The organism is Pseudomonas sp. B707 (genome assembly GCF_022496685.1).
In the GTDB taxonomy this organism is placed as follows: domain Bacteria; phylum Pseudomonadota; class Gammaproteobacteria; order Pseudomonadales; family Pseudomonadaceae; genus Aquipseudomonas; species Aquipseudomonas paraglycinae.
On sequence record NZ_WTVE01000031.1, the window covers coordinates 258,146 to 279,279 of the forward strand.

Consider the following 21,134-nt stretch of genomic DNA (forward strand, 5'->3'; position numbering starts at 1 on the left):
GACGCCTGTCACGGCGTCGCCCGGATAAAATTGCTTTCATTCAGGCCCGGTACAGGCACCCGCGAACTCACCCAACACTAGCGCCAAAATCCGTTTCCTGCGCCGCCGACCCAAGGATTTCCATGGATTACTTCATCATTGTCGTCACCACCGCCGCCGGTCTGTACTTCCACTGGTGGCTGTATGTGCGGATCAAACGCTGGATGGATCGCGATCTGGCATTGTCACTGGCCGGCAAGGATGAAGGCAAACGCGCGTTCATGCTCGAACGGCTGGAGCAGGCTCAGGCGCAGAAGATCAAGCGCCGGGACCTGCCGAAGTGGCTCCAAGCCGCTGCGGCAGGCTATCCCGCTCGGTAGACTGCTCAGGGTGCCAGACGTTCAAGAATCCAGTCGGCGCCCTGCACACGGTAGTTGAGGCGATCGTGCAGGCGGCTCGCGCGGCCCTGCCAGAATTCCATGCGCTCGGGGAGCAAGCGGTAGCCACCCCAGTGTTCCGGGCAGTGAGGCTGAGTGTCGGTGAAGCGTTGCTCGGTCGCCTTGAGCAAATCTTCCAGTTCACCCCGGCCGTTGATCACCCGGCTCTGCGGTGAGGCCCAGGCGCCGAGTCGGCTGCCCAGCGGTCGCACCTGATAGTAAGCGTCGGATTCTTCAGGCGAGACCTTCACCACCCGCCCCTCGATACGCACCTGGCGCTCCAGGGTCGGCCAGAAGAACGTCATGGCAGCAAACGGGTTCGCCGCCAGATGCTGGCCCTTGGCGCTTTCGTAGTTGGTGAAGAAGGTGAAGCCCTGCTCGTCCAGGCCCTTGAGCAGCAGAATGCGGCAATGCGGACGGCCGTCCGCATCCACCGTGGCCAGGGTCATCGCGTTGGCTTCCACTGGCGCCTGTTCGGTTTTCACCGCTTCGGCAAACCACTGGTGAAACAACGCAAAGGGCTCGGCCGGGGCTTGCGCCTCGGTCAGGCCGTCCCGGGTGTAATCACGACGCATATCTGCCAGAGACTGGGTCACGGCGCATTCCTTTTCGTTAGCGGATCACTTTTTGGTGGTATCGGTCGCAGCGACTTTCTTGTCGGTTGCAGCGGCTTTGGCGGGCGCGGTCTTTTTCGCCGGAGCCTTGGCCGGGGCCTTCTTCGCTGGAGCCTTGGCAGCAGCTTTCTTGGCTGGAGCCTTTTTGGTGGCCGGTACAGCGGCTTTCTTAGCTGCCGGCGCCGGGGTCACCGGTTTGGCGGCAGGCTTGACGTCCTGGGCAGCAACCATGGTCACTGGCTTAGGTGCTGGCATGTTGTACTTGCTCAGTAGCGCGACCATGGTGTTCTGCGGGGTCACCAGCAGTTCGACACGGCGGTTCAGGGCACGGCCTTCAGCGCTGTCGTTGGCGGCACGCGGCGCTTCGGAACCCATGCCGCGCAGCATCAGGCGATCACGCTGCAGACCGCTGAGGCGGAAGATTGCCGCCACAGCCTGGGCGCGTTCCTGGCTCAACTTGACGTTGGCCGGAGCGGCACCGGTGGTGTCACTGTGACCGAGCACCAGCACGGCGGTTTTCGGGTCGGCTTCGAGGATTTTCGCAACGCGGGTGAACGGGCCGAGGGTCACTGGCAGCAGCATCGCCGGACGATCCGGGTTGAACGAGCCTTCCACCGGCGCGGTCACGACCAGTACGTTTTCACGGCGCTCGAGTTGCAGGTTGCTGTCCTTGATCGCGGTGCGCAGGCGCGGCTCGTAGTCATCCAGCCAGGCCTGAGTCACTTTCGGATCAGGCATCGGTACGACCTTGGCCGTGTCCTGCTCCTTGCCGCCGAACGGCCACCACCATTTGCCACCCTTGTCGGCCTCGGCCTTGGCAACTTCGACCGGCTTGGCTTCGGGTTTGGCTTCAGCTTTCACTTCAGCCTTGGCCGCCGAGTCGTCCGAGCCAAACGGCCAGTACCACGGGCTGCTGCTCTCGGCCTTGGCCACAGGCGCGGTGGCGGCCGGTTTCAACGGCGCAGGCGCCGGAGCCGGCTCCTTGGCTGCGACTTTGTCGGAAGAACCGAACGGCCACCAGCTGCCGCCATCGGCGTCGTTCTTCGGAGTCTGTGCACAACCGGTGATTGCGAAACACAGGGCCAGGGCGAGAGTTTGTTTGGACGACATTGGAAACCCACAAAAAGAAGTAGTGAACAATCAGAGGACTTTCGCCCGGATAAACAGACGCTTTGAAACGAAATTCGCCATGAGGTTCCGGCCCTGGAACCTCGGACGACGCTTTACAGACAAGTGGCAAGTACCCGCGCCAGCTTCTGCGCGCGCGGATCCATCAAGACGTACGGCCCCAGTGTATTTGTCACAAATCCGAAGGCCACATCGTGCTCCGGATCAGCAAAACCGATGGAACCGCCTGCACCCGGATGGCCGAATGCACGCGGGCCGAGGCCGTAAGTGGCGTTCGGCACGTCGGGTTGATCGAGCATGCAACCGAGACCGAAACGGGTGCGGGTCAGCAAGGTTTTGTCCTCGCCGAGGCTGTGTTCACGGGTCAGTTCGTCGAGCATTTCGCTTTCCAGCAGGCTGCCGTCGAGCAGACCGGCGTAGAACCCGGCCAGGCTGCGTGCATTGCCGTGGCCGTTGGCCGCCGGTTGCTGCATACGGCGCCATTCCGGTTTGTTGGTGCTGGTGAGCACCGACGGCGGATTGGTGAAGGCCCGGGTGGTCATGGCCGTCGGTTCGCGCATGGTCACTTGCAGCAGGCGCTGGGCAGCGGCGTCGCCAGTATTGCCCTTGCCCCGGGCGATGTGCGCAACACGATGGAATTCCTCGTCGGCCAAACCGACATGGAAATCCAGCCCCAGCGGTTTGGCGACCCGCGCCACAATCGATTCCCCCGGCCCGCGACCGTCGGCGCGCCGCAGCAATTCGCCGATCAGCCAGCCGTAGGTGATCGCGGCATAACCGTGACCAGTGCCAGGCGTCCACCACGGCGCTTCGGCGGCGAGAGCGTCGACCATGGTCTGCCAGTCATACAGCGCCTCAGGCGCCAGCAATTCGCGCAGGGCCGGGAGACCGGCCTGATGGCAAAGCAGTTGGCGCAGGGTGACGGATTCCTTGCCGGCAGCGGCGAATTCCGGCCAGTAACGGGCGACCGGCGCATCGAGCTGCAACTTGCCTTCGGCAACCAGTTGCAGCGCGGTGACGGCGGTGAAGGTCTTGGTGCAGGAGAACAGGTTGGCGATGGTGTCGCTGTGCCAGGCCTCGGCGCCGTCCTTGTCGGCGGTGCCGGACCAGAGGTCGAGGACGGTTTCGCCGCCGACCCGAATGCACAACGCGGCGCCGCGTTCCTGGGGATCGTCGAACAGTGCGGCGAAGGCTTCGCGCACCGCTTCGAATTGAAGCTCGTAATGGCCCTGAATCTGCACCCGCAACTCCCCCGCGAAAACGCTCTACAAAGTGGCCCGCATTGTTCCAGCCCGAGAGGCTTTTGGGAACCGCTGCGGGCCGGGCGGTCTTAAGGTTTCGTAACGATCAGTGGCCGTTGCCGGAATGCCCGCCTGTATGGCCTGCCCCCTGCCCCGGGCCTTTGCCGGCGTCAGCCTTGCGGCCGCCTTCGGTTTCGTGGCCGGCCTTGTCCGCTGCGGCAGCCGTTTTCTGCGCCTCTTTGCTCAACTGATCGACGGTCGCCAGGTTGCTTTTGCGCACCGTTTCGACAAAACCCTGGAACGGCAGATCGGTGACACCGACCAGACCAAAGTGCCCGTTCTCACCATCGAGCAGGCGCCCGGTCACCGGTTGGTCCAGATACTGGAACCAGTGCACGCCGACAATCGACGGCTCGCTCAGCGCCTGTTTGAGGAAGTTGGCGTAGGCCGGGCCGCGGTCTTCTTCCTTGCTCAACGGGGTCACGCCGCCCCAGAACGGGCCACGGTCGGTGGAGCCGAAGTTGAACTCGGTGATCAGCACCGGTTTGTCAAGGCTGCGCAGCGCGGCGAAGTCATAGCCGTCCTGCGGTTGCAGGGTGTACATGTTGAAGCTCAGCACGTCGCAATACTGGGCGCAGGACGCCACCGCTTCCGGGGTGCTGGTGGCGAAACGGCCACCGAGCAGCAACTGGTTCGGCGCGTGCCATTTCAGCGAGTCGGAAATGGTCTTGAAGTACGTGTCGGCGAAGACCTTCTGGAAGTATTTGAAGTCGGCCTCGATTTCCGGATGCTCAGGATTCGGCAGCGGTGCTTCGAAACCCGGGTCTTCCATCAATTCCCACGCCGGCAGATCAATGCCCCAGGCCTTCGACAGCCCCGCCTGATTGCGGTACTTGTCGCGCAACTGCTTGAGGAACGCACGTTTGGCCGGAACGTCGGTGGTCATTTTCAAGGTGCCGTAGGCCAGCGCGTAACGGGATTTCGGATCATCACCAGGGCCGGCCCAGGCCAGCTCGTTGTCGGCGAAGTAGCCGATCAGCCACGGATCATCGCGATGATCGCGGGCGGCAATCGCCACGGCGCGCTCGGTGGCCATGGCGAAGCGCGGATCGAACGGGTCAGGCATGCCGCCCCACCAATCGGTGCCGGTGCTGATGCTGGCGTAATCGCCGACGATCGACAGCGGCAAGGTGTACGGCATGCGCTCGGCGTTACCGAGGACGGGGGCGCTCCAGTTACCGACCGTGTTGAAGCCCCAGGCTTGCAGGCGATCAAGGGTGTGGCTGGCCCACTTTTGCTCGTCGACCGTGTTCGTGCACGGCGTCGCAACGCTTTGCCCGCTGGTGGCTGCCGACTCGGCGACCCCGGCTTTCGGCTGTTCGGAGGCGGCGACCGGTGCACTGGCGTTGGTCGCGGCTTCTTCTACGGCCCCGGCCTTGGCGGCTTCGGCGACTCCGGCCTTGTTGCCGCTGTCCTGGGTGCATGGCTCGCCATACAGACGCTGAAGGTTGGCGCCGTAGAAGTCGTACCAGCGACCGAAGTTGTAGCCACGACCCTGATCGACACCGTTGCCGCCACGGTTGTCGCCTTCGCCGAAATGGCTGGCCAGCGGCTCTCCCGGTTTTGGCAGGAATTCGAACATGTACTCGCGGCCGGCCACGTAGGTCTGGTTGACCTCCGGGCTGACGGTGTTCACGCCCAGGGAATAGAACGGATGGCCCTCGGGCGTCACCAGATACCAGCGGCCGTCACGCTTTTCGGTGCGGAAGAAACCGCTGGCCTTGAACGCCGGGCCTTTGCTCCAGCCACCGAACTTGTCCAGCGACGACTTTTCGCGCTCGGCCAGCCAGGTGTTCAGTTGTTGCTGTTCTTTGGCGGCGGCGCTTTTCAGTTGTTCGTCATTGGCGACTTTCTCCGGCCACCTGCCGCGAGTCGACTGGCCATAGGCATCCACCAGATTGCCGTAGGCGGATTTGATCACCTCGCCTTCGTCCTGCACGCCAAAGCGCTCAAGCAGCAGACTTTGCGCGGCTTTCGGCTGGTCCATCGACAGGCTGACCGATACCACCTGGCTGCGATCCAGCTCACCGCTGCTGCTCGCCAGCAGAATGCGCTGCCCGTCGATCGTCATCGGCATCACCGGCCCGGCTTTCATGCCCTGGCTGAGTGGCGAGGTCGCGGTCAACGGCACGAGCAAGGTCTGCGCCGGGCCGGCCGGCAGATCGACGCGGCTGACCAGAGTCTTGCCGTCGTTGCTCTGGATTTGCACGTAGACGGTCACCGCCCAGTTCATCGCACTCTGGATGCGCAGGCTCATCATGCCGGACTGCGACCAGTCCCAGGCACCGGTCTGCGGGCTCAGGCGCAAGGTCGGGCGCGCCGTCGGGTTGAACGTCACCCGGCGCAGCACTTCGCCTTCGGGGGTCTGCTCGGCGTTGGCTTGCGGCAGGTCGGCGTTTTCGGTCGCCACTTTCACCACGTCGGCGGGGCGGACAAAGTTGAACAGGGTCTGCTGGCCGGCAGGTGCCGCCAACAAGGGGCCAGCGAAAACCAGGGCAAAAACGGCAGGCAACGAACGACGAATCATGAGAACGGAATTCTCCCTAACGACCCGCAAGGGCCAATGGAAAAGCAGTGACAGAGAGATAGACAGCGCGGCGGGCAAAACTGCCCACCGATGTCTCAGGATATTTCACGACGGAAAGGAGGCAACGCATTGAGGATCGCCTTGCCGTAGCGCTGGGTGACCAGCCGCCGATCCAGCAAGGTGATAGTGCCGCGGTCTTCTTCGGTGCGCAGCAGACGGCCGCACGCCTGAACCAGCTTCAGCGAGGCATCGGGCACCGAGATTTCCATGAACGGATTGCCGCCCCGGGCTTCGATCCATTCCGACAGCGCGGCTTCGACCGGATCGTCCGGCACCGAGAACGGGATCTTGGCGATCACCACGTGTTCGCAGTAGGCGCCGGGCAAGTCCACGCCCTCGGCGAAACTGGCGAGGCCGAACAGCACGCTGGAATCACCGCCATCGACCCGCGCCTTGTGCTTGTTCAGGGTTTCCTGTTTCGACAGGTTGCCTTGAATGAACACTTGCTTGCGCCAGTCGCGGTCGAGGCCGTCGAACACGTCCTGCATCTGTTTGCGCGACGAGAACAGCACCAGACTGCCGCGCGAACCTTCGACCAGCTCCGGCAGATCACGGATGATCGCGGCGGTGTGGGCGGCGGCATCGCGCGGATCGGCCTTCAGGTCCGGCACCCGCAACACGCCGGCATCGGCGTGATGGAACGGGCTCGGCACCACGGCAGTGACGGCTTTTTTCGGCAGACCGGCGCGCATGCGGAAACGGTCGAACGTGCCGAGCGCGGTCAATGTCGCCGAAGTCACCAGACAGCCATAGGCCACGTTCCACAGGCTGCGGCGCAGGGTTTCGGCGGCGAGGATCGGGCTGGCGTTGACCTCGATATCGAACAGCGAACCGCTTTCGGCCAGGGTCAGCCAGCGGGCCATCGGCGGGTTGTCTTCCGGGTCTTCGGCGGTGAACGCGGTCCACAGCTCCCAGTTGCCGGAAGCACGGGACAACAGGCTGCCGAACAGTGGATACCATTCTTCGGCCTGATTGCTGGCGATGCCGATGTTGACCTCGCCGTCCATGCCTTCCTTGAGCAGATCCGTCAGACGGGTGAACAGGTCGTTGAGGCGGGCGAAGCCTTTTTTCAGCTCGATGCCCATCTCGCGCATGTGTTCCGGAATCACCCCACCGATGAAGCGATGACGCGGACGCTCGCGGCCTTCGACGTCTTCACCGGGCTTGAAATCAGCAATCTGTTCGCAGGCAGTGAACATGAATTGCTGCTGGGTCTTGATCTCCCGCGCCAACTCCGGCACCTGCTCGATCAGTTTGCCGAGGTCGCCCGGCAACGGGTGCTGGGCCAGCAGCTTGGTGAGGTTCTTGGCGGTGGTTTCCAGCCAGTCGGCGGTGGAACGCAGGCGCGTGTAATGGGCGAAGTGGCCGATGGCCTTGTCCGGCAGGTGATGGCCTTCGTCGAACACATAAATGGTGTCGCGCGGATCGGGCAAGACTGCCCCGCCGCCCAGCGCCAGGTCGGCCAGCACCATGTCGTGGTTGGTGACGATCACGTCGACCTTGCCCATGCCTTCGCGGGCCTTGTAGAAGGCGCACTGGCCGAAGTTCGGGCAATGACGGTTGGTGCACTGGCTGTGATCGGTGGTCAGGCGCGCCCAGTCGGCGTCTTCCAGCGCGTTGGGCCAGCTGTCGCGGTCGCCGTCCCATTTATTGCCGGCGAGCTTCTCGATCATGCTGGTGAACAGCTTCTGGCTGGCCTCATCGACCTCGATCTTGAAACCTTCTTCTTCGAACAGCTGCGCCGTGGCGGTCTGTGCGTGGCCTTCCTGCAACAGCATGTCGAGCTTGGACAGGCACATGTAGCGGCCACGGCCCTTGGCCAGGGCGAAGCTGAAGTTCAGCCCGCTGTTGCGCATCAGGTCGGGCAAATCCTTGTAGACGATCTGCTCTTGCAGGGCGACGGTCGCGGTGGCGATCACCAGGCGTTTGCCGGCCAGTTTGGCCGTCGGGATCGCCGCCAGGCTGTAGGCCACGGTCTTGCCGGTACCGGTGCCGGCTTCCACCGCGACAATCGCGGGGTCACCACTGCGCCGGCCTTCGTCGTCGGTGTCGATATCCCCGAGGACCTTGGCGACTTCAGCGATCATCAGGCGCTGGCCGTAACGCGGCTTGAGGCTCTTGGCCTCTAGAAAACGCGAGTAGGCGCCCTGGATCGTGGTTTTGAGTTCAGTGCTGATCATTGAGTGTCGGGCGCAAAAAACGCTGGATAAATTTTCAGTGGTTCGGTTCGGCGGCTATCATACCCCGCGAATCGATCCCGCGCAGAACGGAGTACCCCAATGACACCTTTTAGCCTCGTTTACCCCATCCATGTACTGGCCGCGCTGGTGTGGGTCGGCGGTATGCTTTTCGCCTGGATGGTGCTGCGCCCCGCGGCCATGAAGGCACTGGACGGCCCCGGGCGCCTGACGCTCTGGGTGGAAGTGTTTCAAGGTTTTTTTCGTTGGGTGTGGGGAGCGGTGATTCTGCTGCCGGTCACCGGGGTGGGCATGCTGCATCTGCAACACATCGCCTTCGATAACGCGCCGCGCTATGTGCAGGTGATGATGGGGTTGTATGTGGTGATGACCGCGCTGTTCATCCGGATTCAGGCATTGATGCTGCCTGAGCTGCGCACGGCGGTGCAGGCGAAGGACTGGCCGGCGGGTGCGGCGGTGCTGGGGCGGATTCGCAAGGTGGTGGGGTTCAATCTGCTGGTCGGGGTGGTGCTGGTGGCGGTGGCAGCTGCGCGGCCCTCGTTCTGACGAGCGCACCCTGACTGATACCTGATCGTTCCCACGCTCTGCGTGGGAATGGAGCCCGTGACGCTCCGCGTCACTGGACGCGGAGCGTCCCTTGAGGCATTCCCACGCGGAGCGTGGGAACGATCAACGTAGAGGGTAGGTGCAATCGATTACAAGCGCTGTACGGTGACAGACCCCGCCGCCCCCGCAGGCCCCGGCTGCCCGTCAGCCCCCGGCTTGCCGCTCTTGCCGCCGTCGGCGCGATAGACCAGGCAGCCCTTGGACTTGCCACCCGCCCCCGGCTTGCCGCCAGGACCGGCCGGGCCACCGGCACCGCCGGCAACTTCAACTTTGATCAGCTCGGCCGGAAACTCGCGCGGCACTTCAAGACGCACCAGCGCGCCCGGTGCACCCGGCTGGCCATCGCTGCCGTTGCTGCCATCAAAACCGTGTCCCGCCTGGCCCCAGGTGCAACCCGGCTCCTGACCGTTGGCGCCATCGAGCCCGACAAAACCCGGTGCACCGGTGCCGCCACGGGCATCGACCACCAGCTTCGGCGCATTCAACGCCTTGAATTGCAGATTCAGATTGCGCCCGGCGCGGGCGGCTTTTTCGTAGGTGCCCGGTGCACCACGGGCGGTGATCTGGCTGCCTTCGGCAAGTTGAGCGCGGATGACTTTCATATCCAGCGCCTGTTCGCTCGGCACGATGGCGATGCGCGCTTCATGGCCCAGTTGCAATTCGCCGACACTCAGCTCGGTCACGTTCGAAGGAATCAGCAAAGTGCCGTAATCGGCGACCACCAGTTTCTCCAGTTGCAGAGTGCTGGCAGTGTTGGGCAGACGCATCAGCGAGTTGGTTTCGACGCTGACCACCTGGGCGCAGGCCAGGGGACTGATGAATGCAGCAAGCAGGCAGAGATTACGCATGGGAAGCCTCCGGAGCGGCCGGGGCCGGGATGGTTTGCAGGTGGAAAACGCCGAACAACAGGATGCGGCCACGATCACGCCAAGGGTGCGGACGGCCCTTGAGGCTGCGGTTGCACAGCAGCACTTCGAGCACGTGGATCGACAGCAGCAGACCGCCGGCCAGATTGACCAGCAGGTGCAGCGGATGAACAAACGGCACCAGCTGATTGGCCAGCACCACGCAGCAGAACAGCAGGGTCAACAATCGCCCCAGCCCACAGAACACCTTCATACGCTCCCCCGTGTTGCGAATTATTCTTTGGGCGCACAGTAACGGCTTCTGCAGGGGATAAGCCAGAGGGGAAAATGAAAAAAACCGGACCGCCGCCGGATGGCTGCCGGTTCGATGACGTTCATCGAACGACAGCTCTAGCCTGCGGACTACAGACTCATCCTAACGATTGATGTGCAGTTCCACCCGACGGTTCTGCGCACGCCCCTCGTCCGTGTTGTTATCGGCGACCGGTTCACTCTCGCCGCGCCCTTCACTGGTGAGTTTGTTCGGTGCCAGGCCCTGGCTCAGCAAATACTCCGCCACGCTGCTGGCGCGACGTTCCGAAAGTGCCTGGTTGTAGGCATCCGAACCCTTGCTGTCGGTGTGGCCAATGACCTTGATGCTCACTACATCGGCATTGCGCAGTTTGTCCATCAATGTGTCCAGCTGGCTTTTCGCGGCCGGTTTCAGATCGGACTTGTCGAAGTCGAACAGCACGTTGCCGGCGTCGTTGAGGGTGATGACTTCGGTTTGCGGGGCCGGTTCGGCAGGTTTCTCGGTGACCGGATATTGCGGCAGCGGGCAGCCACGGTGGTCGACCGGGGTGTTGGCCGGGGTATCGGGGCAACGGTCGCGGCGATCGAACACGCCGTCGTCGTCTTCATCGCCATCCTGGGCATAGCAGATCAATCCGCCGGTGAGGATCCCCAGCGCAGCGCCACCGCCGGCCCAGCCGCCACTTTCGAGCGCGCCGAGACCGCCGCCGACCAGTCCGCCAATAAGGCTGCAGATCGGCCAGGTACGTTGATTGAGGGGAGCGGTGCCATCGCTGTGGGTGGCGCAACCGGTCAACAGGCTGCCCAGCAGCAGAACCGGCAAGACGGACCTTGTAAGAACACTCATCGTTAAAGCTCCTGTGTCACCGGCCCATACCGGTTACACAGGAGTAAAGACCCGCATCCGCGACTGCACAAGCCGCGGATGCGAGGGGGCTAGCGGTTGATTTTGATTTCGGTACGACGGTTCAGCGCACGACCGTCAGCAGTTTTGTTGTCTGCCACCGGCTGGCTTTCACCGGCACCGGTCACCGACACGAAGCTGCTTTGCGGTACACCGCTCTCGACCAGGTACTTGACCACCGAGTGCGCGCGGCGATCCGACAGTTTCTGGTTGTAGGCATCGCTGCCGACGCTGTCGGTGTGGCCGGTCACGGTCAGTTGTGCCGTGCTGGATTCCTGTTTCAGGCGCGAAGCGACCTTATCCAGGACCAGTTTGTCGGCCGGGGTCAGCGTGGCCTTGTCGAACTGGAAGTGAACATCGCGGATGACAATGGTTTCTTCCTTGACCACTACAGCTTCTTCGACCACTGGTGCAGGGGCTGGTGGAGGGCAGCCGTCAGCATCGACCTGTACGCCTTTAGGCGTGCCCGGGCACTTGTCGCGACTGTCCGGCACACCATCGCCGTCTTCATCGCCATCACCGTGAACCCAGCAATAGGCTGCTGCCGTACCGCCGACGAGTAACGCGCCATACCCCGCCCATGCGGAGCTTTCGGTCGCACCGAGCCCCGCACCGACGACACCACCGACTGCCGCACAGGTCGGCCAGTCGGTTTTCTGCAAACCTGCGCAACCAGTCAACACACTGGTTAGCAGAACCAAGGGTAATGCTGTCCGAACTATGCTCATCTAGTTTTCTCCTGAGGGATCGGCTTAGAACCGATTCAGGGAGTAAAGACCGGAGTTTTAATCTCCGCCAGCAATAGGCCATTGCTGTTTGTGCGCCTGTTCACGGGACTTCGACGAATTTGCCGCAAACCCGCAGGACAGAGATCTAGGCCTTGGCGTCCGGGCAGGCTAGTCTTGGCGCTCTGATTGAGGAGCTTCGATGAACGTCGCCATTTCTTCCCGCACGCCGCAGCAGGCATTGGCCGCCCTGCTCGACCGCTACGCTCCGGCACGTCTGCTGCTGATCGGCGCCAGCGAGTTCCCGGCGCTGGCTGCCTTTAAGGAAGCGCACCCGGACACCTGCGTCGCGCACGCCGCGCCCGGTGCGTTGCCGGCGGAACTGGCGGCCCGCCGTTTCGACCTGGCGCTGGTAGTCGACTGCCTGGAACATTTGCCCAAGCGCGACGGCCTGAATCTGTTGGGCGGGATCCGCAACCTCAACGCCAGCCGCATCGCCGTGCTGGCAGACCTGCCGGCCAGCGGCTGGCAGGAAACCGATTTTTATTCCCTGGCCCTGCAAGCCAGCGAACGCTTCGCCCGGGATGAGCAGGTATTGACCCTGTTCACCTACGATCTGCTTGACTACAAACAAGTCCCCGACTGGCTCAACTCGCGATTCTGGGCCAATCCGGAAAACTTCGGGAAATACTGGTGGTAATGCAATGAGTACAGCCATTTGCCCTTGCGGCAGCGGCAACCTGCTGGATGCCTGCTGCGGTCACTATCACGCCGGCCACCCGGCCCCGTGCGCCGAAGCCCTGATGCGCTCGCGCTACAGCGCCTATGTGCTGGGCCTGATCGATTATCTGGTGGCGACCACCCTGCCCGCTCAGCAAGCGGGGCTGGATCGCCAGTCGATCAGCGACTGGAGCGCCCAGAGCACCTGGCTCGGTCTGGACGTGGAAAGTTCGGAAGTGCTCGGTGGCCAGCCGGAACACGCGTTCGTCACCTTCACCGCGCGCTGGCATGACGGTCAGGGCGAGCACAGCCACCGCGAGCGCTCGTCGTTCGTGCAGAACAGCGGGCGCTGGTACTTCATCGACCCGACCGTGCAACTGAAGCTGGGCCGCAACGACGCCTGCCCGTGCGCCAGCGGCCAGAAGTTCAAGAAATGCTGTGCGGGGTATTTCGGCAGCTGAGGCTAGACTGGGCAGCAAAGGGAGTTAAACCATGCTCGGTCATTGGCGCGCATTTCAGGCTTTCACACTGTTCGTGTTTCTCGGGCTTGGCGGCTGCGCGTCATGGTTTACCGACGATTCCCGCGACCCCGCCGTGCACCTGGTGAAAGTCGAAGTCGTGCGCGCCAAATTGCTGGAACAGAAATTCATCCTGCACTTTCGCATCGACAACCCCAACGATAGCGACCTGACCGTGCGTGGCCTGGAATACCGCATACATCTCGCCGACATGCTGCTGGCCGAAGGCGAGCACGAGCACTGGATCACGGTGAACCCCAAAAGCAGCGCGTTTTACAACGTACCGATCCGTACCAACCTGTGGCCGAAGGTGAAAGAGGTGGTGAAAATGCTGAAAAACCCGCACCAGCAGATTCCCTATCGACTGGAGGGCGAGATGGAAACCGGTTTATTCATCGCTCACTACGTGCACCTGGCGCGCAATGGCGTGATAATCCCCGCCGATTTGATTACGGAGTGACCCCGATGACCCAGCAACCTCATGTCCATGGCCCAGACTGCAACCACGATCATGACCATCACCACCATGATCACGACCATGGCCATGTCCACGGCCCGAACTGCGGCCACGCCCACCAGGAACCGGTGCGCAACGCCCTGAAAGACGTTGGCCGCAACGACCCTTGCCCATGCGGCAACGGCAAGAAATTCAAGAAGTGCCACGGCGCTTGATGTTTCGGGCGAAAGCCTACTTCGCCTGAGACACCGCTTTCGCGAGCAAGCCCGCTCCCACATTCGACCGTATTCCTTCTGACGGAATGCAGGCAAAGGTGGGAGCGGGCTTGCTCGCGAAGGGGCCGGCCCATTCACCGTAAGCTTTTCAGCCTGCCGCCAGAATGTGCCCGGTGCTGACCACCGTCGCATACTCCCCGTGCAAATTCCCCAGCGACATCGCATGCACCTCTTCAGCTGAACGCAAGGTGCCGAAATAATCGGCCTTGTCGAAGGTAAAGCACGCATCCTCCGCCACCCACGCCTCGAACCCCAGATTGCCCGCCGTGCGTGCCGTGGATTCCACCGAGTTGTTCGTCGCCACGCCGACGATGACCAACTGCCCGATCCCCGCCTCACGCAACTTCGCCTCAAGCCCTGTGGCACAAAACGCATCCGGCACCTGCTTCTGGATCAGCCACTCGCGGTCCTGCGGCAGAAACCTTTCCTGAAAATCCACGCCTGACTGCTCGGGCCAGAACACCGAATCCGGTGAGCGCGACAAGTGCTGCACGTGGATCACCGGCCGACCGCTGCGCCGCCAGAAGTTCAGCAAGTCGAGGATTCGTTCTTCGGCCAACGGATTATTCCGCCGCCCCAGACGCGGCTCCAGAATGCCTTTTTGCTGGTCGATGATGATCAGTGCAGCGTTGGCCTTGAGCTCCATGGCGATTTTTCTCACGCGGGGTCATTGAATTTCCCGTACTTGAGCATCACCTCCTGTGACTAAGCAAGCTATCGAACGCACACAGGACAACCTGAAGCCGGCGTTTGCTGTCCGCACGTAAGCCATTTTCCTGATTTGGAGCTTTCCATGATCGACCTGTATTACTGGACCACGCCCAACGGCCACAAGATTTCCCTGTTCCTCGAAGAAGCGGGCCTGCGCTACGACGTGCACCCGATCAATATCAGCCAGGGCGAGCAGTTCCAGCCGCACTTTCTGAAAATCGCACCGAACAACCGCATCCCGGCCATCGTCGATCATGAACCGGCTGATGGTGGCGAGCCGTTGTCGCTGTTCGAGTCCGGGGCGATTCTGCTGTACCTCGCGGAAAAGACCGGCAAGTTCCTGCCCAAGGATCTGCGTGGCCGCCAGGTGGCGCTGCAATGGTTGTTCTGGCAAATGGGCGGGCTGGGGCCGATGGCCGGGCAGAACCATCATTTCAGCCAGTTCGCGCCGGAAAAAATCCCCTACGCGATCAAGCGCTACATCGATGAAACCGCGCGCCTGTACGGGGTGCTGGACAAGCAACTGGCCAACAACGAGTTCGTTGCCGGCGCCGAATACAGCATCGCCGACATGGCGATCTACCCGTGGATCGTCTCCCACAAGTGGCAGAGCCAGAACCTGGAAGACTTCCCGAACGTGCAACGCTGGTTCAACCACATCAAGGATCGCCCGGCGACCGTGAAGGCCTACGCGCTGGTGCAGAAGATCAATCCGCCGAAGGCTTGAGTCACCCGGCCTGATCGTTCCCGTGCGCGGGAACGATCAACGGGAAGAAATAACCGCTCGCCCCGCTTGCGCGGCCCCCTCCTGCTCACTAACGTAGCGGCTTTATTGCGCCCCCAGCCTCTACACCCCCGCAGGAGCTTTGCCATGGCCTCGCCAGCCCTTTCACATTTTCTTCCCCGGTTCGGCGTTGCCGCAGCAGTGGCCGGTGTTCTGAGCCTGACCGGTTGTCAGACCTGGAACGCCCAGGACACCCTCCCACCGACCTCCGGTGTGCAGCCGCTCAAGGGCCTGGCGCAGAACGTTTCGGTACGCCGCAATGCCATGGGCATGCCGCTGATCGAAAGCAACAGCTTCCACGACGCACTGTTCGCCCTCGGTTACGTGCACGCCAGCGACCGGATCAATCAGATGGTCACCCTGCGCCTGCTGGCTCAGGGCCGTCTGGCGGAAATGTCCGGTTCGTCGATGCTCGACGCCGACCGCTACATGCGCGCCGTCAACCTGAAGAAAAGCGCCGGCGAGCTGTACAAGGCTTCGTCGCCACGGCTCAAGCGCTTCTTCGAGGTCTATGCCCGGGGCGTCAACGCCTACCTGTTCCGCTACGCCGACAAACTGCCGGGAGATCTGGCTTCCAGCGGCTACAAGCCTGAATACTGGAAACCGGAAGATTCGGCGTTGATCTTCTGTCTGCTGAACTTCAGCCAGTCGGCCAACCTGCCGGAAGAAATCGCCTCGCTGGTGCTGGCGCAGACTGTGACCAACGACAAACTGGCGTGGCTGACCCCGTCCGCTCCCGACGAAAACCTGCCGCTGGCCGAAGCCGACAAGCTGCAAGGCATCAAGCTCAACGGGCAGATTCCGGGGCTCACAGAGTTGAGCAACGCCACTGAACAACTGGCCGCCCTCAACCTGCTGGGCACTCAGTCGTCGAACAACTGGGCCATCGCCCCGCAACGCAGCCGCAGCGGGAAGAGCCTGCTGGCCAGCGACAGCCATGGCCCGCTGGCCGCGCCGTCGCTGTGGAGTTTCGTGCAGATTCGTGCACCGAAATACCAGGCCGCCGGCGTGACCGTGGCCGGTCTGCCGATGGTGCTCGGCGGTTTCAACGGCAAGGTGGCGTGGAGCCTGACCAGCGTGCTCGGCGATAACCAGGACCTGTTCCTGGAAAAAATCCGTCGTCAGGGCAGCACGTTGTCCTACGAGGTCAACGGCAAATGGCAACCGGTCGCCGTGCGCAACGAAACCTACTTCGTCAAAGGCCAGCGGCCGATTCGCGAAGCGGTGTACGAAACCCGCCATGGCGCGCTGCTCAACAGCACCCAGGCTGCCGCTCAGGGCGCAGGTTTTGGCCTGGCCTTGCAGACGCCGAGCTTCACCGACGACAAATCCCTCGATGCATTTTTCGATCTGAGCCGTGCACAGAACGTTGAGCGCGCCTCGGACGCCAGCCGGGAAATCCGCGCCATCGCGCTGAATCTGGTGTTCGCTGACGCCAGCAACATTGGCTGGCAAGTCACCGGACGATTCCCGAACCGCCGTGAAGGTGAAGGCCTGCTGCCGTCGCCGGGCTGGGAAGGTCGCTATGACTGGGACGGTTACGCCGACCCGATGCTGCACCCGTACGATCAGGACCCGGCCCAAGGCTGGCTCGGCACCGCCAACCAGCGGGTCATTCCTCACGGCTACGGCATGCAACTGTCGAATTCCTGGGCGGCGCCGGAGCGTGGCGAGCGCCTGGCTGAACTGGCCGGCAGCGGTAAACACGACGGTCGCAGCGTGATCGCCATGCAGTACGACCAGACCACCACCTTCGCCGCCAAACTGAAGAAAATGTTTGAAGCGCCGGGCATGGCGCAGCCGCTGAAACAGGCGATCGACGGCCTGCCGGAAGTCGAGCGCAGCAAGGCCCGCGAAGCCTATACCCGCTTGATGGCCTTCGACGGCAAGCTCAGCCCGACCTCCGCCGACGCGGCAATCTACGAGCTGTTCCTGCAGGAAAGCATGAAGCAGATCTTCCTCGACGAACTCGGCCCGCAAAACAGCCCGGCGTGGAAAGCGTTTATCGCCAACGGCGACTTGTCCTACGCCGCCCAGGCCGATCACTTGCTGGGCCGCGAAGACAGTCCGTTCTGGGACGACGCCCGCACCCCGCAAAAAGAAGACAAACCGGCGATCCTCGCCCGCAGTCTGGCGGCAGCGATCACCGCCGGCGACAGCCAGTTGGGCGGCGACCGCCGGGCCTGGCAGTGGGGCAAACTGCACCGCTATGAGTGGAAAAATGCCAACGGCCAGACCGTTCGCGGGCCAACCGCAGCGGGCGGTGACCACACCACACTCAACACCGCAGCGTTTGCCTGGGGCCAGGACTTCAACACCACGCGTGCGCCGTCGATGCGTTTCATAGTCGACTTTGGTCAGAGCGAACCGTTGATGGGGCAGAACGGGACGGGGCAGTCCGGGAATCCGGTGAGCCCGAACTACCTGAACGGCATCGATCCGTGGCTCAAGGGCCAGTACATCGGCTTGCCGATGCAGCCGCAGAACTTTGACCGGGTTTATGGCAAGACGCGATTGACCCTAACCCCTGGGAAATAGGCCTACTCCCCAAAAGATCAAAAGCCCCCTCACCCTAACCCTCTCCCTTAGGGAGAGGGGACTGATCGGGGGATGTTCAAGAAGTTCGCCGACCTGAACTTGCTGCACCGAATCCAGATTCGTATTGCTGCTTGAAAGATCCATAATCGACGCGATCTCACAGGTCGATGTACCTCGCCAAACACCTCCGTAGGCTCCCTCTCCCTCCGGGAGAGAGGACTGATCGGGGGATATTCAAGAGGTTCGCCGACCTGAACTTGCTGCACCGAATCCAGATTCGTATTGCTGCTTGAAAGATCCATAATCGACGCGATCTCACAGGTCGATGTACCTCGCCAAACACCTCCGTAGGCTCCCTCTCCCTTCGGGAGAGGGCTGGGGTGAGGGTGCTTTTGAAAATCAATAGAACTTCTGACTTCGCGCCAACCTCATAGCTAACAAGTCCCTCCATTCCGGTAACGCCATGGACCTTGTTATCGCCCGCCCCGAAGGCCTCTACTGCCCCGCCGGGGATTTCTACATTGACCCGTGGCGGCCCGTCGAGCGCTCGGTGATCACCCATGCCCATGGCGATCATGCCCGTGGCGGCAACCAGCATTACCTGGCTGCCAGCGCCGGCGAAGGGATTCTGCGCGCGCGTCTGGGCGCGGACATCAACCTGCAAACCCTCGACTACGGCCAGCGCCTGACCCATCACGGGGTCACCCTGAGTTTTCATCCCGCCGGCCATGTGCTCGGCTCGGCTCAGGTACGGCTGGAATACGGCGGCGAAGTCTGGGTCGCGTCCGGCGATTACAAGATCGAACCCGACGGCACCTGCGCCCCCTTCGAACCGGTGCGCTGCCACACCTTCATCACCGAATCGACCTTCGGTCTGCCAATCTACCGCTGGCAGCCGCAGGCGCAGGTGTTCGCCGAGATCAATCAGTGGTGGCAGGCCAACATCGAAGCCGGCAAGGCCAGCGTGCTGTTTTGCTATTCGTTCGGCAAGGCCCAGCGGATTCTGCACGGCATCGATGAAACCCTCGGGCCGATCCTCAGCCACGGGGCGGTCGAGCCGCTGAACCGCGTGTACCGCGAGGCCGGCGTCTACCTGCCGCCAACCATCTACGCCGGTGACGTGAAAAAGAATGACCCGATGATGCGTCAGGCGCTGGTCATCGCCCCGCCGTCGGCCGGCGGCAGCAGTTGGATGCGCCGGTTCGGCGATTACAGCGACAGCTTCGCCAGCGGCTGGATGCGCCTGCGCGGCACCCGCCGGCGGCGCGGGGTCGATCGCGGTTTCGTGCTCTCGGATCACGCCGACTGGCCCGGCCTGTTGTGGGCCATCGAACAGACCGGCGCCGAACGGGTGATGGTCACCCACGGCTCGATTGGCGTGCTGGTGCGCCATCTGCGCGAGCAGGGTCTGGACGCCCAAGGTTTCAACACCGAATACGGTGACGATGAAGAAGAGCTATCCACCGCCACGCCCGTCGTTGCCGAGGTGCAACCATGAAAGACTTCGCCGGGTTGTACGCCGAACTCGACGCCACCACCTCGAGCAACGCCAAACTGGCGGCCATGCAAACCTACTTCGCCCAGGCGCAACCGCAGGATGCCGCGTGGGCGGTGTACTTTTTGTCCGGCGGGCGGCCTCGGCAACTGGTGCCGGTGCGGATCCTGCGCGATCTCGCGGTCGAGGTGTCCGGCCTGGCCCCGTGGCTGTTCGAGGAAAGTTATCAAGCGGTCGGCGATCTGGCGGAAACCATTTCGCTGGTGCTGCCGGAACACCCGCACACCTCCGAGGCCGGGCTCGCCGAATGGATCGAAGACAAACTGTTGCCCCTGCGCGGTGAAACCCCGGAATACCTCGCCCATCAGTTGCCCGCACTGTGGGCGCAACTGGATCGGCCAAGCTTGATGCTGTGCATCAAACTGATCACCGGCAGCTTCCGGGTCGGCGTGTCCAAATTGCTGGTGACCCGCGCCCTGGCTTCCATGGCCGGGCTCGACAGCAAACGCGTGGCGCAACGGCTGGTGGGTTACACCGACCTGTCCAACCGGCCGAACGCCGCCGCTTACCTGAAACTGATCGCCCCCGAATCCAGCGACGAGCACGCCCAGCGCGGCGGCCAGCCCTACCCGTTCTTCCTCGCCCATGCGCTGGCGCAACCGGTAGAAACCTTCGAGGCCCTGCTCGGGCCGCCGAGCAACTGGCAGGTGGAATGGAAGTGGGATGGCATTCGCGCGCAAGTGGTCAAGCGCGACGGAAAACTGTGGGTCTGGTCGCGGGGCGAAGAACTGGTCACTGAGCGCTTTCCCGAATTCGACACGCTGGTGCACGGTTTACCCGATGGCACGGTGATCGACGGCGAGATCGTAGTCTGGAAGAACAACCGCCCGGTCACCGAAGACGCGTTCGACCCGCAGTCGACAGAAGCCCCGGCGGTGCAACCGTTCGCGCTGTTGCAACAACGGATCGGCCGCAAGTCACTGGACCGGAAAATCCTTGAAGACGCGCCGGTGGTGGTACTCGCCTACGACCTGCTGGAATGGCAGGGCGAAGACTGGCGCAACCAGCCTCAGGCCAGGCGTCGTGAACAACTGGAACAAGTTATCGCCCACTGCAACAACCCGGTACTGCTGCCTTCGCCGATTCTGACGGGTGACGACTGGTTCGACCTCGCCCGCCAGCGCGAGGCCTCCAGGCGCCTGGGGGTCGAAGGCATGATGCTCAAGGCTCGCGACGCGATGTACGGCGTTGGCCGCACCAAGGACATGGGCGTGTGGTGGAAATGGAAGGTCGACCCGTTCAGCGTCGACGCGGTGTTGATCTACGCCCAGCGCGGACATGGCCGGCGCGCCAGCCTCTACAGCGATTACACTTTTGCGGTGTGGGACGGCCCGCCGGGATCCAGTGCAAGGTCACTGGTGCCATTCGCCAAGGCCTATTCAGGGCTGACCGATGCGGAAATGCGCGAGGTCGACAGCATCGTGCGCAAGACCACGGTGGAAAAATTCGGCCCGGTCAGCAGCGTGAAGCCGAGCCTGGTATTCGAACTGGGCTTCGAAGGCATCGCCCTCTCCCGCCGGCACAAGAGCGGCATCGCCGTGCGCTTCCCGCGCATGCTGCGCTGGCGCCAGGACAAGACCGTGGACGAGGCCGACAGCCTGGCGACCTTGCAAAACCTGTTGGTCTGACTCCTTCCCAACGATACTCCCCCCTCACCCCGATCGTTCCCACGCTCTGCGTGGGAATGCCTCAATGGACGCTCTGCGTCCGCTTTGGGACGCGGAGCGTCCCGGGCTGCATTCCCACGCGGACGATTCGACGCGGGAACGATCACCCACGAACCAACCTGGTGCAGCTTTTCCGTCGCGCCCGTTTTCGTGCACCGACCGGCCCCGGCATGCACTTCCTGCACCTTTTAAAACACTTGTTCGGGACTCTGGTTCGGAAATTGCTACTTTCTATAAGTCGTAAGCGCTCCAGTAACAATCATTCCGCGCCAC

General features: G+C 62.7%; 20 protein-coding genes. 10 read left to right on the top strand and 10 right to left on the bottom strand.

What is annotated here, in order from left to right; all coding sequences use genetic code 11:
• Window positions 1-122 precede the first annotated feature (122 nt).
• Window positions 123-359 (top strand): hypothetical protein, encoded by a 237-nt coding sequence (locus GQX66_RS20200; RefSeq protein ID WP_134021714.1) that lies wholly within the window; start codon window positions 123-125, stop codon window positions 357-359.
• A gap of 5 nt (window positions 360-364) precedes the next feature.
• On the opposite strand, the gene pdxH is transcribed toward GQX66_RS20200, so the two are convergent.
• From pdxH to dinG, 5 genes are all read right to left on the bottom strand, one after another.
• On the bottom strand, window positions 365-1,012 hold the full coding sequence (pdxH, locus tag GQX66_RS20205) for a pyridoxamine 5'-phosphate oxidase (RefSeq protein ID WP_102686602.1): 648 nt from the start codon (window positions 1,010-1,012) through the stop codon (window positions 365-367).
• A gap of 24 nt (window positions 1,013-1,036) precedes the next feature.
• Window positions 1,037-2,140, bottom strand: a complete 1,104-nt coding sequence (locus tag GQX66_RS20210) for an OmpA family protein (protein WP_240870937.1) — start codon at window positions 2,138-2,140, stop codon at window positions 1,037-1,039.
• Between the two features lie 113 nt (window positions 2,141-2,253).
• The gene (locus tag GQX66_RS20215) at window positions 2,254-3,399 is read right to left on the bottom strand and encodes an EstA family serine hydrolase (RefSeq protein WP_011332785.1); all 1,146 of its coding nucleotides are present in this window, start codon (window positions 3,397-3,399) and stop codon (window positions 2,254-2,256) included.
• A gap of 106 nt (window positions 3,400-3,505) precedes the next feature.
• Window positions 3,506-5,986: a beta-galactosidase gene (locus tag GQX66_RS20220; protein ID WP_240870944.1), complete on the bottom strand. Its 2,481-nt coding sequence runs from the start codon at window positions 5,984-5,986 to the stop codon at window positions 3,506-3,508.
• A gap of 95 nt (window positions 5,987-6,081) precedes the next feature.
• On the bottom strand, window positions 6,082-8,226 hold the full coding sequence (dinG, locus tag GQX66_RS20225; RefSeq protein ID WP_007952008.1) for an ATP-dependent DNA helicase DinG: 2,145 nt from the start codon (window positions 8,224-8,226) through the stop codon (window positions 6,082-6,084).
• Between the two features lie 99 nt (window positions 8,227-8,325).
• On the opposite strand from dinG, the gene GQX66_RS20230 reads away from it, so the two are divergent.
• Window positions 8,326-8,790 (top strand): CopD family protein, encoded by a 465-nt coding sequence (locus GQX66_RS20230; RefSeq protein WP_240870947.1) that lies wholly within the window; start codon window positions 8,326-8,328, stop codon window positions 8,788-8,790.
• Between the two features lie 149 nt (window positions 8,791-8,939).
• Here GQX66_RS20230 and GQX66_RS20235 read toward each other — a convergent pair whose 3' ends face one another.
• The 4 genes from GQX66_RS20235 to GQX66_RS20250 all read right to left on the bottom strand — a co-directional run bounded on the left by GQX66_RS20235 (window position 8,940) and on the right by GQX66_RS20250 (window position 11,639).
• On the bottom strand, window positions 8,940-9,698 hold the full coding sequence (locus GQX66_RS20235; protein ID WP_085748181.1) for a collagen pro alpha-chain precursor: 759 nt from the start codon (window positions 9,696-9,698) through the stop codon (window positions 8,940-8,942).
• The gene (locus GQX66_RS20240; protein ID WP_085748180.1) at window positions 9,691-9,969 is read right to left on the bottom strand and encodes a DUF1145 domain-containing protein; all 279 of its coding nucleotides are present in this window, start codon (window positions 9,967-9,969) and stop codon (window positions 9,691-9,693) included. Before GQX66_RS20240 ends, GQX66_RS20235 begins: the two co-directional genes overlap by 8 nt.
• A gap of 162 nt (window positions 9,970-10,131) precedes the next feature.
• On the bottom strand, window positions 10,132-10,854 hold the full coding sequence (locus GQX66_RS20245) for an OmpA family protein (RefSeq protein WP_007952001.1): 723 nt from the start codon (window positions 10,852-10,854) through the stop codon (window positions 10,132-10,134).
• 89 nt (window positions 10,855-10,943) lie between these two features.
• Window positions 10,944-11,639, bottom strand: coding sequence for an OmpA family protein (locus tag GQX66_RS20250; RefSeq protein WP_011332779.1), 696 nt, complete (start codon window positions 11,637-11,639; stop codon window positions 10,944-10,946).
• Between the two features lie 199 nt (window positions 11,640-11,838).
• Between GQX66_RS20250 and GQX66_RS20255 the strand changes: the two genes are divergently transcribed.
• Genes GQX66_RS20255 through GQX66_RS20270 form a run of 4 tightly spaced genes read left to right on the top strand, consistent with a single transcriptional unit; the run spans window position 11,839 to window position 13,546 of the window.
• A complete protein-coding gene (locus GQX66_RS20255; protein ID WP_011332778.1) occupies window positions 11,839-12,336 on the top strand; it encodes a DUF6231 family protein in 498 nt (165 codons plus the stop codon).
• A gap of 4 nt (window positions 12,337-12,340) precedes the next feature.
• Window positions 12,341-12,817, top strand: coding sequence for a YchJ family protein (locus GQX66_RS20260; RefSeq protein ID WP_064382925.1), 477 nt, complete (start codon window positions 12,341-12,343; stop codon window positions 12,815-12,817).
• Window positions 12,818-12,848: 31 nt separating this feature from the next.
• Window positions 12,849-13,334 (top strand): LEA type 2 family protein, encoded by a 486-nt coding sequence (locus GQX66_RS20265; protein ID WP_085748178.1) that lies wholly within the window; start codon window positions 12,849-12,851, stop codon window positions 13,332-13,334.
• Window positions 13,335-13,339: 5 nt separating this feature from the next.
• Complete coding sequence (locus GQX66_RS20270) at window positions 13,340-13,546, top strand: SEC-C metal-binding domain-containing protein (protein ID WP_007955014.1); 207 nt, start codon at window positions 13,340-13,342, stop codon at window positions 13,544-13,546.
• Window positions 13,547-13,694: 148 nt separating this feature from the next.
• On the opposite strand, the gene GQX66_RS20275 is transcribed toward GQX66_RS20270, so the two are convergent.
• Window positions 13,695-14,252, bottom strand: coding sequence for a cysteine hydrolase family protein (locus tag GQX66_RS20275; protein WP_240871140.1), 558 nt, complete (start codon window positions 14,250-14,252; stop codon window positions 13,695-13,697).
• 147 nt (window positions 14,253-14,399) lie between these two features.
• Here GQX66_RS20275 and GQX66_RS20280 point away from each other — a divergent pair, with 147 nt between their 5' ends.
• The 4 genes from GQX66_RS20280 to GQX66_RS20295 all read left to right on the top strand — a co-directional run bounded on the left by GQX66_RS20280 (window position 14,400) and on the right by GQX66_RS20295 (window position 20,822).
• Window positions 14,400-15,044 carry a glutathione binding-like protein gene (locus GQX66_RS20280; protein ID WP_085748176.1) on the top strand — a complete coding sequence of 215 codons (645 nt, stop codon included), beginning with the start codon at window positions 14,400-14,402 and terminating at the stop codon, window positions 15,042-15,044.
• A gap of 144 nt (window positions 15,045-15,188) precedes the next feature.
• The gene (locus tag GQX66_RS20285; RefSeq protein ID WP_240870950.1) at window positions 15,189-17,639 is read left to right on the top strand and encodes a penicillin acylase family protein; all 2,451 of its coding nucleotides are present in this window, start codon (window positions 15,189-15,191) and stop codon (window positions 17,637-17,639) included.
• Between the two features lie 463 nt (window positions 17,640-18,102).
• The gene (locus GQX66_RS20290) at window positions 18,103-19,137 is read left to right on the top strand and encodes a ligase-associated DNA damage response exonuclease (protein WP_102686595.1); all 1,035 of its coding nucleotides are present in this window, start codon (window positions 18,103-18,105) and stop codon (window positions 19,135-19,137) included.
• Entirely contained in the window at window positions 19,134-20,822 is a 1,689-nt protein-coding gene (locus tag GQX66_RS20295; protein WP_240870953.1) for an ATP-dependent DNA ligase, read from the top strand. The genes GQX66_RS20290 and GQX66_RS20295 overlap by 4 nt, the downstream gene beginning before the upstream one ends.
• Window positions 20,823-21,134 lie beyond the last annotated feature (312 nt).